The 17,907-nt window shown below is 64.5% G+C and carries 10 protein-coding genes; 5 read left to right on the forward strand and 5 right to left on the reverse strand.

Annotation, left to right across the window (positions count from 1 at the left end):
• The first annotated feature begins 56 nt into the window (after positions 1-56).
• Positions 57-2,426: a DUF1989 domain-containing protein gene (locus JG743_RS26125; protein WP_202294081.1), complete on the forward strand. Its 2,370-nt coding sequence runs from the start codon at positions 57-59 to the stop codon at positions 2,424-2,426.
• 252 nt (positions 2,427-2,678) lie between these two features.
• A complete protein-coding gene (locus JG743_RS26130) occupies positions 2,679-4,388 on the forward strand; it encodes an APC family permease (protein ID WP_202294084.1) in 1,710 nt (569 codons plus the stop codon).
• Between the two features lie 65 nt (positions 4,389-4,453).
• Here the strand turns inward: JG743_RS26130 and JG743_RS26135 are convergent, their stop codons facing one another.
• The 5 genes from JG743_RS26135 to JG743_RS26155 form a co-directional block, all read right to left on the reverse strand.
• Positions 4,454-5,803 carry an LLM class flavin-dependent oxidoreductase gene (locus JG743_RS26135; RefSeq protein ID WP_202294087.1) on the reverse strand — a complete coding sequence of 450 codons (1,350 nt, stop codon included), beginning with the start codon at positions 5,801-5,803 and terminating at the stop codon, positions 4,454-4,456.
• Positions 5,804-5,993: 190 nt separating this feature from the next.
• Complete coding sequence (locus JG743_RS26140) at positions 5,994-9,140, reverse strand: efflux RND transporter permease subunit (protein ID WP_202294090.1); 3,147 nt, start codon at positions 9,138-9,140, stop codon at positions 5,994-5,996.
• Positions 9,141-9,381: 241 nt separating this feature from the next.
• Positions 9,382-10,530, reverse strand: coding sequence for an efflux RND transporter periplasmic adaptor subunit (locus tag JG743_RS26145; RefSeq protein ID WP_202294093.1), 1,149 nt, complete (start codon positions 10,528-10,530; stop codon positions 9,382-9,384).
• Between the two features lie 53 nt (positions 10,531-10,583).
• A complete protein-coding gene (locus JG743_RS26150) occupies positions 10,584-11,192 on the reverse strand; it encodes a TetR family transcriptional regulator (RefSeq protein ID WP_202294097.1) in 609 nt (202 codons plus the stop codon).
• Between the two features lie 447 nt (positions 11,193-11,639).
• Positions 11,640-13,280, reverse strand: coding sequence for an acyl-CoA synthetase (locus JG743_RS26155; RefSeq protein WP_202294100.1), 1,641 nt, complete (start codon positions 13,278-13,280; stop codon positions 11,640-11,642).
• Between the two features lie 189 nt (positions 13,281-13,469).
• Between JG743_RS26155 and JG743_RS26160 the strand changes: the two genes are divergently transcribed.
• From JG743_RS26160 to JG743_RS26170, 3 genes are all read left to right on the forward strand, one after another.
• Positions 13,470-14,435 carry a sugar-binding transcriptional regulator gene (locus tag JG743_RS26160; RefSeq protein ID WP_202294103.1) on the forward strand — a complete coding sequence of 322 codons (966 nt, stop codon included), beginning with the start codon at positions 13,470-13,472 and terminating at the stop codon, positions 14,433-14,435.
• A gap of 93 nt (positions 14,436-14,528) precedes the next feature.
• Positions 14,529-16,583 carry a bifunctional aldolase/short-chain dehydrogenase gene (locus tag JG743_RS26165; RefSeq protein WP_202294106.1) on the forward strand — a complete coding sequence of 685 codons (2,055 nt, stop codon included), beginning with the start codon at positions 14,529-14,531 and terminating at the stop codon, positions 16,581-16,583.
• 191 nt (positions 16,584-16,774) lie between these two features.
• A complete protein-coding gene (locus JG743_RS26170) occupies positions 16,775-17,845 on the forward strand; it encodes a D-alanine--D-alanine ligase family protein (protein ID WP_202294109.1) in 1,071 nt (356 codons plus the stop codon).
• Positions 17,846-17,907: the final 62 nt, after the last annotated feature.

Consider the following 17,907-nt stretch of genomic DNA (forward strand, 5'->3'; position numbering starts at 1 on the left):
GCTGCTAAAATAATTTCACACACAGGCAAACTTGTTTCTCGAATTGCAGAGGTGAGATGAGCCAGTCGCCCTATCCCGCCGTCGCCTCCGGGCCACCCCGGCCGAGCCTGATCCTCAGGCCCGGACAAATTGCGCTGCCGGCCGGCATGGAGCGCTACACGGTGCAGGGCAATGGCGCGGCGCTGATCGACATCGAGGCCGGCGACACCGTCAGCGTACGCAATGTCGAAGGCGGGCAAGCCTGCGAATTGCTCGCCTGGGGCGAAGACGGCGTCACCGATCCCGGCATTTTCGGTGAGACCGCGAACAGCAATGCCGCCGGCATCAAGGCGCTGCTCGTCGAAGGTGATGACAGCCTGTCGGCGCTGCGTCTCGGCCTGCAGCGCCGACAGGTGCAGCTCGACCAGCCGAAAGCCGTTCGAGTCTTCAGCGGCGCGACGCCCGCCGGCACAGAGCAGAGCTTTGCCGTACAGCGCGACGGCGCGATGCTGATCGCCGCGCCCGGCGGGCCGATGCTGGTCGACGGCCATGACACCGCGACACCGCTTACCATCATCGTGCGCCGCGCCACAGTCCGCCTCAAGGCGAAGTCGCGGCTTGCCGATCCGCTCGCCGATCCAGTGCTCGACCTCCGCGTGCATTCGGCCACCGCCGAATCCTATTTCGTCAAGGCCGGCGACTATCTGCAGATCATCGATGTCGACGGCCGCCAGTGCACCGACTTCCAGTGTTTTTCGGCGCGCAAGCTGGACAAGGGCCACGACCATCCGCTCGACGTGACGACGACCCGTACGCTGATGGGCGCGGCCTATCCGATGCCCGGCCTGCATTCGAAATATTACGACCAGGACATGGAGCCGCTGGTCGAGGTGGTGCAGGACACATGCGGACGCCACGACGCCTTCGCACTCGCCTGCGCCGCCAAATACTATGACGACATCGGTTATCCCGGTCACACCAACTGCTCGGAGAATTTCAACCGGGCGCTCTCGGACAAAGGCGTAAATCCCCGCGCGGGCTGGATGGCGATCAACTTCTTCTTCAACACGGCGATCGACGCGCATGGCGTGATGGTGTCGGACGAGCCTTGGTCGCGGCCGGGCGACTATGTACTCTTACGCGCGCTGACCGACATCGTCTGCGTGTCCTCGGCCTGCCCGGACGACACGACGCCCGCCAATGGCTGGAACCTGACCGACATCCATGTGCGCACCTATTCCGGCCAGCACAAATTCTCGCGAGCGATCGCCAGACGCATGACGCCCGATTCGGAACCCAAAATGACCCGCGAGACAGCCTTTCATTCGAGCTTTGCCAAGCACACGCGCGACTTCGTCGAGTACAGGGGCTACTGGCTCGCCAACTCCTTCGCCAAGGAAGGTCCCATTGCCGAATACTGGGCCTGCCGCCAGGCCGCCGTGATCATGGATCTCTCGCCGCTGCGCAAGTTCGAGGTCACCGGGCCGGATTCCGAAGCGCTGCTGCAGTACACGCTGACCCGCGACGTCAAGAAGATCGGCGTCGGCCAGGTTGTCTATACCGCGATGTGCTACGAGCATGGCGGCATGATCGACGACGGCACCCTGCTGAGGCTCGGCAAGGACAATTTCCGCTGGGTCGGCGGCGACGACCTGTCCGGCGAATGGCTGCGCGAGACGGCGAAGAAGCTCGGCCTCAACGTGCTGGTGCGCTCCTCCACCGACCAGATGCACAACATCGCCGTGCAGGGACCGAAGAGCCGCGATATCCTCAAGGAGGTCGTCTGGACCTCGCCGCTCCAGCCTTCGATCGGCGAGCTCGAATGGTTCCGCTTCGCGGTCGCCCGCATCGGCGGCAGCAACGGCGTTCCCGTCGTCGTTTCCCGCACCGGCTACACGGGCGAGCTCGGCTACGAGGTCTGGTGCCATCCGCGCGACGCCGAAAAAGTGTTCGACGCGATCTGGGAGGCCGGCCAGCCGCATGGGCTGAAGCCAATGGGCCTGCAGGGGCTCGACATGGTGCGCATCGAGGCCGGGCTGATCTTCGCCGGCTACGAGTTCTCCGACCAGACCGATCCGTTCGAGGCCGGCATCGGCTTCACCGTGCCGCTGAAGACCAAGACCGACGACTTCATCGGCCGCGACGCGCTGATCCGGCGCAAGGAAAATCCGCAGACGAAACTGGTCGGCCTCGACATCGACGCTAACATCCCTGTCGGTCATGGCGACTGCGTGCATGTCGGTCGCGCCCAGATCGGCGTCGTCACCTCCGGCATGCGCTCGCCGCTGCTCGGCAAGACCATCGCCTTGGCTCGGCTCGACGTCACCCATGCCGACATCGGCACGGAAGTCGAGATCGGCAAGCTCGATGGCCATGCCAAGCGGCTGCCGGCGCGAGTCGTGCCCTTCGCGCACTACGACCCGCAGAAGACGAAACCGCGCTCCTGATCACCGTCTCCAAGGCCTGATCCGGCCGTCTTGGTGCCCGTCGCAGTGGCATCCGTGCCATGTTTCGCAAGCGTGATGTGCACGGCGCCACAAAACGCTTGACGTGAAAGCGCGCCGGATCAATCTTCACTCTTAAGAAAAAAATACGACTGAGTGGAAACATTACGGTCGGGACGGTCATGTTGCCGGGGGGAAGCTTCGCGTAGCCGAGGCACGCCGGCGGGGAACAGCAAAAAAGGGGAATTCATACATATGAGCACGATAAGCACGGCCCTGGAGCAGCCTGCGGAAGGCAAGCTGCTCAGGCACATCGACTGGCGTGGCGCCTTCTGGGTGGCAAGCGGCGTTCCCGCCCTCGTCCTGTTCTCGATCGGCGGCATTGCCGGCACGACCGGAACGCTGGCCTTCGTGATCTGGACGGTGTCCATGATCATGGGCTTCCTGCAGTCCTTCACCTATGCAGAAATCGCCGGCCTGTTCCCGAACAAGTCCGGCGGCGCCTCGATCTACGGCGCCACCGCCTGGCTGCGTTACTCGAAATTCATCGCGCCGCTTTCGGTGTGGTGCAACTGGTTCGCCTGGTCGCCGGTGCTGTCGCTCGGCTGCTCGATCGCCGCCGCCTATATCCTCAACGCGCTGGCGCCAATCCCGCTCTTCAGCGAGACCTCGCCGGAAGTGGTCGCCTACATCGCCGCGCATGCCGGGACGGCGCCCGCCGACGCCATCACGGCGGTGGCGGCTGCCGCCACGCCGGCGATCCGCACCTGGTCGCTGTGGGGACACACGCTAGGCCCGGTGTCCTTCACCTTCAACGCGACCTTCTTCATCGGCGCGGTGCTGATGCTGATCATCTTCTCGATCCAGCATCGCGGCATCCTCGGCACGGCCAATGTGCAGAAATATATCGGCCTGCTGGTTATCGTCCCGATGCTGATCGTCGGTGTCGTGCCGATCGTCACCGGCCAGATCAACTGGGCGAACTTCTCGCCGCTGGTGCCGCTGGCGGCCGCATACGCGCCGGATCCCGGCGCCTGGAACATCGCCGGCTGGACGCTGGTGCTCGGCGGCATGTTCATCGCCGCCTGGTCGACTTACGGCTTCGAGACCGCCGTCTGCTATACGTCGGAGTTCAAGAACCCCGGCACCGACACTTTCAAGGCGATCTTCTATTCCGGCCTGCTCTGCATGCTGCTGTTCATCCTGGTGCCGTTCACCTTCCAGGGCGTGCTGGGCCTCAACGGCATGCTGGCGACGCCGATCGTCGACGGCTCGGGCGTGGCGGACGCGCTGGCCGGCATGGTCGGTGGCGGCAAGATCATCCACAGCCTGCTGGTCATGCTGATGATCCTGGCGCTGGTGCTCTGCATCATGACGGCGATGGCCGGCTCCTCGCGCACGCTCTACCAGGGCTCGGTCGACGGCTGGCTGCCGCGCTATCTCAGCCACGTCAACGAGCATGGCGCGCCGACGCGGGCGATGTGGACCGACCTCGTCTTCAACCTGATCGTGCTGGCCATTGCCTCGGCCGACGCGACGAGCTTCTTCTTCATTCTCGCCGTGTCGAACTGCGGCTACATCATCTTCAACTTCCTCAACCTCAATGCCGGCTGGATCCACCGCATCGACAACGGCCATATCGCGCGGCCGTGGCGGGCGCCGACCTGGCTGCTCGGCATCGGGGCGATCTTCGCCTATGTCAACGCCGTCTTCATGGGCGCCGGCGCCAAGGTGTGGAACCCGATGGCGCTGTGGGCGGGCCTGATTACCGCGGCTCTGATCATCCCGGTGTTCTGCTTCCGCCACTACATCCAGGACGGCGGCAAGTTCCCCGACCACATGCTGGCCGATCTCGGCATGGCGGGAGCCGACCTCTCGGTCAAGAAGGCGGGCATGCTGCCCTACCTGACGCTCGCCGCCGGCGTGGCGGTGATGCTGATCGCCAACTGGCTGTTCGTCATCTGACGTGGCGACTGAAATGTGCGGGCGCGCTTCGGCGCGCCCGAACTTTTTCGTCCAACGGCCTCCCGTCAGCCTGCTTTGCGGATCGTCGTCTCGTCGAAGAACCGGTTGGGCGGCCGCTTCAGGCCGAGATTCTCGCGCAGCGTCGATCCTTCATATTCGCGCCGGAAGATGCCGCGCCGCTGCAGCTCCGGCACCACCTTCCCGGCGAAATCGTCCAGTCCGGCGGGCAGATAGGGGAACATGACGTTGAACCCGTCGGAGCCGTCGGTGTGCAGCCACTCCTCCATCTCGTCGGCGATGGTTCTCGGCGTGCCGACAAAGGCGAGACCCGAATAGCCGCCAAGCCGCTGGGCAAGCTGGCGGACGGTCAGGTTCTCCTTGCGCGCCAGCTCGATGACGCGCTCGCGGCTGCTCTTCGAAGCATTGGTGTCCGGTATCTCCGGCAGGGCCGCGTCCGGATCGAAACCCGACGCATCATGTCCAAGAGCGATCGACAGCGAGGCAATGCCGCTCTCATAGTAGACGAGACTGTCGAGCTTCGCCCGCCTGGCCCGTGCCTCCTCGACGCTGTCGCCGACGATGACGAAGGCGCCGGGCAGGATCTTGATGTCGTCGCGCGAGCGGCCAAGCTTTTGCGCGCGCCCCTTGACGTCGGCAAAGAAGCGCTGGCCTGACGCGAGATCGGGCGGCGCCGCGAAGATCACCTCTGCCGTTTCGGCGGCCAGTTGCCGTCCCGCCTCGGACGCGCCGGCCTGGACGATGACCGGCCAGCCCTGAACGGGGCGCGCGATGTTGAGCGGACCGCGCACCGACAGGTGCTCGCCCTTATGGTCGAGCACATGCAGCCTGGACGGATCGAAGTAGAGACCGCTCTCGGCATCGCGGATGAAGGCATCGTCAGCAAAACTGTCCCACAGCCCCGTCACGACATCATAGAATTCCCGCGCCCGAAGATAGCGCTCGTCGTGCTCGACATGCTCGTCGAGGCCGAAGTTCAGCGCGGCGTCCGGATTGGATGTCGTGACGATGTTCCAGCCGGCGCGGCCGCCGCTGATATGGTCGAGCGAGGCGAAGCGGCGAGCGATATGGTAGGGCGCGTCGAAGGTCGTCGAGGCGGTGGCGACCAGGCCGATATGGTCGGTGACGGCGGCCAGCGCCGACAAGAGCGTGAACGGCTCGAAGGAGGTGACCGTGTGGCTGCGCCGCAGCGCCTCGATCGGCATGTTGAGCACGGCCAGATGGTCGGCCATGAAGAAGGCGTCGAACTTCGCCGCTTCGAGCGTCTGCGCGAAGCGCTTCAGATGCGCGAAATTGAAGTTGGCGTCGGGATAGGCGCCCGGATAGCGCCAGGCGCCGGTGTGGAGACTGACCGGCCGCATGAAGGCGCCGAGCCGCAATTGCCGTTTTTCTGCCATGGGACCCAATCCATCGATGACGAGCGTCGCCGCTCCCATATCGCCCGAGGATCGGCCTGCATCAGCCCGCTGGAAAGGAATTCTGTTTTGCGAAGCCGCCACTGGCGAGCATTTTTCGCTCCGCCGGGCTCAAGGGAATGCGGATCATCCGCCATCGTCGCCGATGGCGGATGATCCGGGTTGCCACCATCTATTCCGCGGCCAGCGCCAGTTGCGGCTCTTCGTTGTTCTGCACCAGTTCGGACTCGGGCCCCTTGCCCTCGACCCCGGCCTTCTTCGGCTCACGACCGAAGAACAGGGCATAGCCTGCCGGCAGCACCAGGATGGTGAGCACGGTGGCGACCAGGATGCCGCCCATCATGGCGTAGGCGAGCGGCCCCCAGAAGACGGCGCGCGAGATCGGGATCAGCGCCAGTACCGCCGTCATCGCGGTCAGCACGATCGGCCGGAAACGACGGACCGCCGATCCAATGATCGCCTCCGAGCGCTCCATGCCCTTGGCTATGTCCTGGTCGATCTGGTCGACCAGGATGATCGAGTTGCGCATGATGATGCCGAGCAGCGCGATGACGCCGAGGATGGCGACGAAACCGAACGGCGCGCCGCTGATCAGCAGCGCTGCAGCCGCCCCGATGATGCCGAGCGGACCGGTGGCCAGCACCAGCATCGCCTTGCCGAAATGCTGCAGCTGGATCATCAGCAGCACAACGATGATGGCCAGCATGATCGGCGCCTTGGCGGCGATCGAGGCCTGGCTTTCGGCGGAATCTTCCGCCCCGCCCTGGATCTCGATCTTGTAGCCGGGTGCAAGGCCCGCACGCAGGTCCTGCATGTCGTTGTACATCTTGGTGACGACATCGTTCGACTGCACGCCGTCCGGCAGCGTGGCGCGCACCGAGATGGTCGGCAGGCGGTCGCGCCGCCATTCGATGCCCTGCTCCAGCACCGGAACGACCTTGGCCACCTGCGACAGCGGCACCGAGCCGCCGAAGTCGGTCGGGATGTAGACGGAGTCGACCGAGGACAGCAGCTTGCGGGTCGCCTCCGGCTCACGCGCGACGATGGAGACCGTCTCCTCGCCGTCACGGAAGTCGTCGAGCGGCGCGCCGGACATGGTGGCCTGCAGCATCTGGCGGATGCGCTGCGAGGAGACGCCCAGCGCCCTGGCGCGGTCCTGGTCGATGACCAGCTTCATCGCCGGCACCGGCTCCAGCCAGTCGTCATGGACGGCGCCAAGCAGCGGATTGGCCTGGAACTTCGCCTTCACCTCGTCGGCGATGCGGCGCACTTCCTGGCGGTCCGGACCCATGACGCGCATCTGCACCGGCCAGCCAGTCGGCGGACCGAGGAACAGGCGATCGACCTTGGAACGGATCGAGGGGAAATCCTGCGCCAGGATGGAGCGCAGCTTGAGGATGAGCCGCTCGCGCGCCGGCTCGTCCTTGGCCATCACCAGGAGCTGGGCGAAGTTCGGGTTCCTGAGCTGCTGGTCGAGCGGCAGGAAGAAGCGCGGCGCGCCCTCGCCGATATAGGTGGCGATGAAGCGCTTGTCCTGGTCGTCCATCATCTTGGCTTCAAGCGACTTGGCCTGCGCCTCGACCTCCTTGATCGAAGTGCCTTCCGGCAGCCAGAGATCAACCAGGATTTCCGGCCGCGACGACTGCGGGAAGAAATTCTGCGGGATGAACTGGAACGCCCACAGGCTGGTGGCGAAGGTCACCAGCGTCATCACCAGCACGATGATGCGGTGGCGCACGGCCCAGCCCACCGTGCCGCGAAGGCGCCGGTAGAAGCCGGTGTCGAAGGCATCGTGATGATTGCCGGCATGCTTGCGCTGCTTGAGGATCATGTAGCCGAGCCACGGCGTGAAATAGACCGCGACGAACCACGACACGACCAGCGCGATGCCGACGACGTAGAACAGCGTGCGCACATATTCGCCGGCGGTGGAGGCGGCGAAGCCGACCGGGATGAAGCCGGCGGTGGTGATCAGCGTGCCGGTGAGCATCGGGAAGGCGGTCGAAGAGTAGGCGAAGCTCGCCGCCTCGATCTTGACCAGCCCCTCCTCCAGCTTTCGCTCCATCATCTCGACGACGATCATGGCGTCGTCGACGAGCAGGCCAAGCGCGATGATCAGCGCGCCCAGCGAAATGCGCTGCAGGTCGATGCCGAGCTCGTACATGATGGCGAAGGTGGCGGCGAGCACCAGCGGAATGGCGATGGCGATAACCAGACCCGAGCGCCAGCCGATCGACAGCAGCGAAACGGCAAGAACGATCAGCAACGCCTCGCCGAGCGCCTCCATGAACTCCTTCACGGCATCGCGCACAACCTCCGGCTGGTCGGAGATCTGGTCGACCGCGACACCATAGGGCAGGCCTTCCTCGAAGCGCTGATAGGTCGCCTCGACATCCTTGCCGACATCGGTGACGTTGAAGCCCTTGGCCATGACGACGCCGAGCTGGACGCTCTCATGGCCGTTGAAGCGATACTTGCGCTGGAACGGATCCTCCAGCCCGGAAGAGACGGTGGCGATGTCGCCGAGCCGTGTCACCTGGTTGCCGGCGCGCAGGCGCAGTTCCCTGATGTCGGCCGCCCTGGTGACGTCACCCTCGACCGAGATGCGCACGGAGCGCTGTCCGGTGTCGACCGAGCCCGCCGGATCGACATTGTTCTGGCCCTTGATCGCGTTCTGCAGGTCGGTCAGCGTCAGGCCGCGCTCGGCCAAGGCCTTGGACGAGACGTCGATATAGATCTTCTCCGGCTGGTCGCCGATGATGACGGCCTTCTCGACGCCCGGCGTCGTCAACAGCATGTCGCGCGCCTGGATGGCGAACTTCTTCAGCTCAGGATAGCTGTAGCCATCGCCGCTGATTGAATGCAGCGTGATGAAGGTGTCGCCGAACTCGTCGTTGAAATACGGGCCAAGCAGTCCCTGCGGCAGGTCACCGGCGATATCGCCGACCTTCTTGCGCACCTGGTAGAAGGCATCCTTCACCTGCTCGGCATTGGTGTCACCCTTCACCTGGAGGGTGATGATGGCGCTGCCGGCGCGGGTGTAGGAGCGGACGAAATCGAGATGCGGCGTTTCCTGCAGCTTGCGCTCGATCTTGTTGACGACCTGGTCCTCCATCTCCTGGATCGAGGCGCCCGGCCAGACGGCCTGGACGACCATGACGCGGAAGGTGAAGTCCGGGTCTTCCTTCTGGCCCATGCGCATCAGGCCGAGCGCGCCGGCAAGGATGATCAGGCCGAACAGGAAGCGCGCGATGCTCGGGTGGCCGATTGCCCAGCGCGAAAGATTGAAGGGGCGCTTCTCAGTGCTGTCGGTGGTCATCGGCGTCAGTCCATTCCGATTGATCGGCAAGGCACGCATTCGGCGTGCCGCGAGATTTCCGATGCTGGCTTCCGGGCGGCGAGGCTTTCCGAGGCGGAGAGACACTCGTCGCGGTGGGACGCGAGGATCGATGTGGGGGTTACATCAACCTGACGTCTCGACAGCCGGGCGCTCGCCGCCCGGAAACCATGGTCCGCTCGCGCCTAGGCGATGACGAGCGGGATTTTCATTCGCCTGGGCCTCAGCGCAGGCTGCTGGTGAGGTCGCCTTTGTCGTCGGCCGACGCGGACTGCTGCGCCGCGGCGCCGGAGAGCTTGACCTTGAGGTTCTCGGTCATGAACTGGGTGCCGGCGGCAACCACGACGTCGCCCTGCTTCAGCCCGTCGGCGACATTGACGCCGTCGGCGGTGAAATCGCCGACCTTGACCTGGCGCTGATGAACCGTGTCGCTGGTGCGGTCGACGGTCCAGACGATCTTCTGGCCGTCCTTCTCGGCCAGCGCGCTGAGCGGGATCGACACCATCTGCTGCCGGCTCGCCACCGAGGCTTCGATATTTGCGGTCATGCCGAGCAGCACGCGCGGATCGTTGGGCAGCGAAACGCGGACGGCGAAGGTGCGGGACTGCGGATCGGCGCTGCCGGCGACTTCGCGGACCTTGCCGGCAAGGGTGAGTGCATCGTCGGACCAGAAGCCCGCCTTGACGTCCTTGCCCGGCCGGAATTCGGCGATGTCCATCTCGGGAACCGCGATCAGCACTTCCTTCTCGCCATCGACGGCAACTGTCATCACCGGCGTGCCGGCGCCGACCACCTGGCCGATGTCGGCGCTGATGGCGGTGACGATACCGTCCTCGCCCGCCTTGAGATCAGTGTAGCCGACCTGGTTCTTCGCCTGTGCAAGCGTCGAGCGGGCGGCATCGCGGGTCGCCACGGCCTGATCATAGGTCAGCGTCGCCTGGTCGAGCTGCGACTTCGATGCAAAGTTCTTGGTGAAGAGCTGCTCGGTCCGCTTCTTGGCGAGATCGACCGTCTCGACCTGGCGATCGGCGGCCTCGAGGCTCGCCTCGGCGCTCTTGACCGAAAGATCATAGTCGGTGGGATCGATGCGGGCGAGCACGTCGCCCGAGTTCACATGCTGGCCGATATTGACGAGGCGCTCGGTGACCTTGCCTGCGACGCGGAAGCCAAGGTTCATCTCGGTACGGGCGCGCACCGAGCCGGAATAGTCGAGCTCGCGGGTGGTCTGGGCACCACCGATCTCGACAACCTTGACCGGCCGGATGATCTCCTTGATCTCGACCTTCTCTTGGCTGCATCCGGCAAGGCCGAGGGCGGCGACGATCAGGCCAGCGACTGGCAGCCTGCGGATGATGGAACTGGACAAAGACACTTTGGCACTCCTGACTGGAGATGATCTGTCGGCCGGCGCCCTGCGGGCGGCGGCTATTTCTTCAAGGCTTTGATGGCGTAGTCGATGAGGTCGTCGGGCATCGCCCGGTTGGTCTTGGCAAGGCACTGCGCCACCATCTGCGGGTGGCACAGGATGACGGTGGCGGCGCCGAAGCAGCGCGAGGCGATCACCGGGTCCTGCTCCCTGAACTCGCCGGCTTCGATGCCCTGGCGGATCACCTCGGCAAACAGATCGTGGATGCTGTCGACATGCTTGTCGATGACGCCCCAGTCGCGTTCGAGGGCGACGACGACCATCTCGTGGACCTTCTGGTCATCGAGCATGACTTCCATGGTCATCTGGTACTGCGCGTGCACGTAGCGGCGCAGCCGCTCCTCGGCGCTGATCGGCAGGCGCGAAATCTCGTAGGCCATCTTGTAGCTGGCGCCGAGCATACGGCCGCAGACGGCCTGGTGGATTTCGACCTTGGAGGCAAAGAAGCGATAGATGTTGGCCGGCGACATGCCGAGCTCGCGGGCGATGTCGGCGACGTTGGTCTTGCCGTAGCCGTAGTGCCGGAACAGGCGCTCGGCGCAATCGAGAATGCGCGTCACATTTTCCTGGCGGGCTGGGTCGACCACGATGTTGGCGGCTTCGGACATTAGCTCTCTGTCAAATAACGAGTGACGAATTTCAATTTTCATCACTCGTAAATCGAAAGAGGGGAGATGTCAACGCAGATTCGACGTACGCGTACAATTGGTGACAGATGGTGACAGTCGCTATGATGGCAATGACCGACATCAGCGATTAGCCAACGGCGCTGATCCGGTAGTCATCCTAGGGCGAAGCAAGGAGCGAAGCGACGCGGCGCAGACCCTGGGATCCATGCCGTGACGTCGGCCAAAGAATGCAGCGGATCAATAAGTTAGACTGCTCAACGATCGCGATCCGCGGCGCGCCATTCTCCACCGCCGGTGCACTGCCGCGAGGTCACGGCATGGATCCTTGGGTCTTCGCTCCGCTTCGCGTCGCTACGCCCAAGGATGACGACTTCGCGAGCGGATGAGGCTAACAATAGATGTCACGGCCACGGCGGAAGGAACGAACTACGTCCCCTTCGCCATCTCCCGCAGCCTGAATTTCTGGATCTTCCCCGTCGAGGTCTTCGGAATCTCGGCGAACACCACCGCTTTCGGCACCTTGAAGCGGGCGAGCAGCGCGCGGCAGTGCTCGATGATCTCGGCCTCGGTCGCGCTCTTGCCGGGTTTCAGCTCGACATAGGCGACCGGCACTTCGCCCCATTTGTCATCGGACTTCGCGACGACACCGCAGGAGGCGACGGCGGCATGCTTGTAGAGCGCATCCTCGACCTCGATGGAGGAGATGTTCTCGCCGCCGGAGATGATGATGTCCTTGGAGCGGTCCTTGAGCTGGATGTAGCCGTCGGGATGCATGACGCCGAGATCGCCGGAATGGAACCAGCCGCCGGCAAAGGCCTCGTCGGTAGCCTTCCTGTTCTTCAGATAGCCCTTCATGACGATGTTGCCGCGGAACATGACCTCGCCGATCGTCTCGCCGTCCGCCGGTGTCTCCGTCATCGTCTCCGCGTCCATCACCGTCAGGCCCTCGAGCGCCGCATAGCGCACGCCCTGGCGCGCCTTCTTCGCGGTTCGTGGTCCCTTCTCGAGCTCGTCCCACTCATTGTGCCATTCGTTGACAACCGCCGGACCGTAGGTCTCGGTGAGGCCGTAGAGATGGGTGACGGCAAAGCCGGCATCGGCCATGCCCGAGAGCACCGCTTCCGGCGGCGGGGCGGCCGCCGTGTTGAAGGTGACGGTCTGCGCGAACTCGCGCTTGTCCTCGTCCCGGGCGTTGATCAGCACCGACATCACGATCGGCGCGCCGCAGAGGTGGGTGACGCCGTGGTCGGCAATCGCGTCATAGATCGGCTTCGCCCGCACCCAGCGCAGGCAGACATGGGTGCCGGCCTGGACGGCCAGCGTCCAGGGGAAGCACCAGCCGTTGCAGTGGAACATCGGCAGCGTCCACAGATAGACCGCGTGCTTGGCCATGCCGGCATGGATGGTGTTGGTGTAGGCCATCAGGGCCGCGCCGCGATGATGGTAGACGACGCCCTTGGGATTTCCCGTCGTGCCGGACGTGTAGTTGAGCGAGATGGCGTCCCATTCGTCGTCGGGCATCGACCAGGCGAAATCCTCGCCGCCGCCGGAGACGAAAGCCTCGTAGTCGAGCGTGCCGATCCGCTCGCCCTTCGGATAGGGAGCGTCGGTGGCATAGTCGGGATCGTCATAGTCGATGACCAAAGGCTTGGCCTTCGCCAATGCCAGCGCCTGACTGACCACGCCGGAGAATTCACGGTCGACAATCAGCACCTTGGTGTCGGCGTGGTCGAGCTGGAAAGCAATGACCGCGGCATCGAGCCGTGTGTTGAGCGAATGCAGCACCGCCCTGGTCATCGGCACGCCGAAATGCGCTTCCAGCATCGGCGGCGTGTTCGACAGCATCACCGTCACCGTATCGCCCTTGCCGATGCCGCGCCTCGCCAGCGCCGAGGCGAGCTTCAGCGAGCGCCGCCAGAAGTCTCGATAGGTGATGCGCTGGCTGCCATGGATGATGGCGACTTGGTCGGGATAGGTCTTTGCCGCCCGCTCCAGATAGGTGAGCGGCGTCAGCGGCTGGTGGTTGGCGGCGTTCCTGTCGAGATCCTGTTCGTAGGGATTGCCCATCCCATCCTCCCCAATGTCTATAATCAACTTCTAATCACAGGCTCCACGCCTCGTCACCACCAACGATGCCACGACAGGGCGCTTTTGGCACAATGATGATCTAGATTTCGCAGGCGAAAGGGAAACGCATACCTCCGCCCGGTTTGACTTTTGTCGAGAGCCGTGAATAATGTCAGCCGAGGAGATGCCATGGCGATCCGACCGGCAGAACAGCTTATCCATAAGGCCGCCTGGCTTTACTACGCGCACGGCCTGCGCCAGGACGAGGTCGCGACCCAGCTCAAGATTTCACGCGCTTCGGTCGCCATGTATCTGCGCAAGGCGCGCGAGACTGGCATCGTCAACATCTCGACCTCGACGCAGTTGTTCACCGACGACGTCATGGCGCGCAAGTTGGAAGATGCGCTGGAGCTCGACGCCGTCTGGATCGCGCCGGAGAATGCCTATGTCGTCGACCCGTCGACCGACATCGCCGTGCTGGCGGCCGGCGTCTTTCTCGAGCTGGTGAACAAGGGCGATCGCATCGGCGTCGCCTGGGGCCGTACCGTCTACACCATCGCCGACATCATGTCGTTCGCCGACCTGCAGGATGTGACGGTGGTGCAGCTCTGCGGCAATCTCGGCGCCCCCTACTCCTACCGGCCCGACCAGTGCACGATGGAGATCGCCCGGCGCCTCAACGCCAAAGGGCTGAACTTCTACGCACCGCTGGTGCTGTCGACGGAAGAGCTGGCGCGCGCCCTGCGCGCCGAGCCGGTGATCCGCGAGCAATTGGCCGGCATCAGCGATTGCAACCTCGCGCTCTTTTCCGTCGGCACCGTCGACGCCGACAGCCATGTCGTCAAATGCGGCGCGCTGACGGTCAATGAAATGGCAGCGCTGCGCAAGGAGGGGGCGGCCGGCGTCATTGCCGGGCAGATCATCGACGCCGGCGGCAAGGCGCTCGACTGCAGCTACAACCGCAGGGTCATCTCCGCCGAGCTCGCCTCGCTCGGTGCCATCGAAAAACGTCTGATGGTCGTGCAGGAGGACAGCAAGTTCGAGCCGCTGCTCGCGGCACTCGCCGGAAGGCTTTGCACGCATCTGGTGGTCGGCGCGCGCATGGCGCAGCGGCTGCTGGAACATGCCGGAGCGGTGACCCAAAAAGCTTCCTAGACAAACACCCCTCGCCGCCGGCGCATTGTCATCAAAGCGTCGCGGCATTCCTGTTCACAGCAATCAAAGACAAACGAAGCGGACGAAGCGACTATGAAGAATTTGTGGAATGACGGCGACGCCGAAAAGATGGTTGCCGACTATGCGAAGAAGGGCGTCGCCCGCGACCTGGCGCTGCGCGTCTACACGACGCGCCTGCTTGGCGGCGAGCCGCGGCTGGTGCTGCATGGCGGCGGCAACACCTCGTGCAAGACCAAGGCCACCGATCTCGTCGGCGACGAATGGGATGTGCTCTGCGTCAAGGGCAGCGGCTGGGACATGGCCGTCATCGAGCCGCAAGGCCTGCCGGCGGTGAAGATGGGCGCGCTCCTCAAGGCGCGCGCGCTGGAGAGGCTCGCCGACGAGGACATGGTGGCGCTGCAGCGCGCCAACCTCATCGACCCCGCCTCCCCCAATCCGTCGGTCGAAACGTTGCTGCACGCCTTCCTGCCGCACAAATTCGTCGACCACACGCATTCGACCGCCATCCTCGCCATCGTCGACCAGGAGGACAGCGAGCCGCTGGTGAGAAAAGTATTCGGCGCGAAGATGGGCTACGTGCCCTACATCATGCCGGGCTTCGACCTGGCTAAGGCGGCGGGCGACGTCTTCGATGCCGACCCCAGCGTCGAGGGCCTGATCCTCGACAAGCACGGCATCTTCACCTTCGGCGACGATGCCAGGCAGGCCTACGACCGGATGATCCACTATGTGACCGTCGCCGAGGAGTATGTCGCGAAGAACGGCAAGCCAAAGACGGCCAAGGCGGCGCTACCGGCCAAGCTCGCCAAGCCTGGCGACATCGCACCGGCGCTGCGCGGCGCGGTGGCCGTGGCGCGCGGCGAAGGCCGCTTCGACCGCATGATCAGCGACTTCCGCACCTCCGACGCGATCGTCGATTTCATCAACTCGGCCGGGATCGCCGACTATGCCGGCCGCGGCGTCTCGACGCCGGATCTCTCGATCCGCATCAAGACCGGGCCGATGGCGGTGCCGGCACCGGACGCCGACAGGATCGGCGACTACAAGGCCGTCATCCGCAGCCATGTCGAGACCTTCGCCAAGGATTATCGCGCCTATTTCGAGACCAATGACGCGCTGGACGACGTCAAGCGCACCATGCTCGATCCGATGCCGCGCCTGACGCTGGTGCCTGGCCTCGGCATGTTCGGGCACGGCCGCACGCTGAAGGACGCCAAGATCGCCTCCGACGTCGGCGAGATGTGGATCGAGGCGGTGCGCGGCGCCGAGGCCATCGGCCATTTCCACCCGCTGTCCAAGGCCGACCTCTTCCCGCTCGAATACTGGTCGCTGGAACAGGCCAAGCTTGCCTCCAACAAGCCGAAGCCGCTGACCGGCCAGGTGGTGCTGGTGACCGGCGGCGCCGGCGCGATCGGCGCGGCGACGGCGAAACTGTTCGCTGACAATGGCGCGCATGCCGTCATCGTCGACCTCGATCCGGCCAAGGCAGCGGAAGCGGCCAAGAAGGCCGGCAACGGCTCGATCGGCGTCGGCGCCGACATCACCAATCCGGCCGAGTTGCGCGCCGCATTCGACAGAGCGGTCACCGTCTATGGCGGCCTCGACATCCTCGTCTCCAATGCCGGCGCGGCCTGGGAAGGCCGCATCGGCGAGCTCGACGACGCTACTTTGCGCAAGAGCTTCGAACTCAACTTCTTCGCCCACCAGTCGGCGGCGCAGAACGCGGTGCGCATCATGCTGGAACAAGGCACCGGCGGCGTGCTTTTGTTCAACACCTCCAAGCAGGCGATCAACCCAGGTCCGAAATTCGGCGCTTACGGCATCCCGAAGGCGGCGACGCTGTTCCTGTCCAGGCAGTATGCGCTGGACTACGGCGCGCACGGCATCCGCTCGAACGCGGTCAATGCCGACCGCATCCGCTCCGGGCTTCTGACCGACGCCATGATCGCCAGCCGCTCGGGCGCGCGCGGCGTGTCGGAGAAGGATTACATGTCCGGCAATCTGCTCGGCCAGGAGGTGACGGCCGAGGACGTGGCGCAGGCCTTCCTGCACCAGGCGCTGGCCGACCGCACCACCGCCGACGTGACGACCGTCGACGGCGGCAACATCGCCGCGGCGCTGCGCTAGCGGCAAGAGCATCGCGAACGACAAGGAGCGGCCCGCGTGCCGCTCTTTCTTTTTGCGCGCGGACCAAATTCGCGACCGTCTTGCAATCGCCCTCGCCAAACCATCAAAAATCCCGCTTCGGATCGTTGCTGGCGGGTTGAACCTCACCGTCGAATTTTAGGCCTTTCAACACCGGATATTTGGAGACAGTCGTGGCCGCGAAAAAATTGCGTATTGCCGTGCTCTATGGCGGTCGTTCCGCCGAGCATGAGGTGTCGGTGCTTTCGGCGACCAATGTCATGCGTGCATTGGAGCCGGCGAAATACGACGCCCTCCCTGTCTTCGTCACCCGCGACGGACGATGGCTGCTCAGCCGCTTCGAGGACGGCACGCTGGCGGCGCCTTCCGGCGGCACGGAGATCTCCCTGGTGCCGGGCGGACATGGACGGATGCTGGCGATCCCGGCCGAGGGCACCCCCTACGCGTTGCCCAGTATCGATATTCTGTTTCCCGTCCTGCACGGCCTGCATGGCGAGGACGGCGCGGTGCAGGGGCTGGCGGAAGTGGCGCAGGTGCCGCTCGCCGGCTGCGGCATCCTCGGGTCGGCGACAGCGCTCGACAAGGACATCGCCAAGCGGCTTCTGAAGGCGGCGGGACTGCCCGTCGCCCGCTCGGTGACGATCCATGAGGGTGTGGCGCCTTCCCTCGCCGCGCTGCAAGATCAGCTTGGCCTGCCGCTCTTCATCAAGCCGGCGCGGCAAGGCTCGTCAGTCGGAGTCGCAAAGGTCAATGCCAGCCAGGAATTCGATCGAGCGCTTGCGGAAGCCTTCCTGCACGATCGCAAGCTGTTGGCGGAGGAATTCGTCCGTGGCCGCGAGATTGAGTTTAGCGTGCTGGAGGATCCCGCGGGCGGACTCTTCGTCTCGCGGCCGGGCGAGATCGTGCCGGCGGAAAGCCACGGCTTCTACAACTACAATGCCAAATATATCGACGAGAATGGCGCGGCATTGATCGTGCCGGCCGAACTGCCGCCTCAGATCGAGGAAGCCATGCGTGACATGGCCGCAAAGGCCTTCAGGGCCGTCGGTTGTGACGGCATGGCGCGTGTCGACTTTTTCCTGTTGCCGGACATGACGTTCCTCATCAACGAGCTCAACACCATTCCCGGCTTCACCGACATCAGCATGTATGCCAAGGCGATGGCGGCAAGCGGCGTCAGCTACCCGGAAGTCATCGACAGGCTGGTGGCGCATGGGCTGGCGCGCGCCGGCCGCTCGGTCTGAAGACAACGCCCGTCGGATGGACGAACAAAAAGAGCGGCCCGCGGGCCGCTCCTTTCTCTTTG

This window comes from Mesorhizobium sp. 131-2-1 (assembly GCF_016756535.1).
Classification (GTDB): Bacteria; Pseudomonadota; Alphaproteobacteria; order Rhizobiales; family Rhizobiaceae; genus Mesorhizobium.

Bases quoted from the DNA above. Each gene is read 5' to 3' on its own strand.
- JG743_RS26140 (WP_202294090.1), bottom strand. From the start codon at position 9,140: ATGACCACCGACAGCACTGAGAAGCGCCCCTTCAATCTTTCGCGCTGG.
- JG743_RS26125 (WP_202294081.1), top strand. From the start codon at position 57: ATGAGCCAGTCGCCCTATCCCGCCGTCGCCTCCGGGCCACCCCGGCCG.
- JG743_RS26160 (WP_202294103.1), top strand. From the start codon at position 13,470: ATGGCGATCCGACCGGCAGAACAGCTTATCCATAAGGCCGCCTGGCTT.
- JG743_RS26135 (WP_202294087.1), bottom strand. From the start codon at position 5,803: ATGGCAGAAAAACGGCAATTGCGGCTCGGCGCCTTCATGCGGCCGGTC.
- JG743_RS26150 (WP_202294097.1), bottom strand. From the start codon at position 11,192: ATGTCCGAAGCCGCCAACATCGTGGTCGACCCAGCCCGCCAGGAAAAT.
- JG743_RS26130 (WP_202294084.1), top strand. From the start codon at position 2,679: ATGAGCACGATAAGCACGGCCCTGGAGCAGCCTGCGGAAGGCAAGCTG.
- JG743_RS26155 (WP_202294100.1), bottom strand. From the start codon at position 13,280: ATGGGCAATCCCTACGAACAGGATCTCGACAGGAACGCCGCCAACCAC.
- JG743_RS26165 (WP_202294106.1), top strand. From the start codon at position 14,529: ATGAAGAATTTGTGGAATGACGGCGACGCCGAAAAGATGGTTGCCGAC.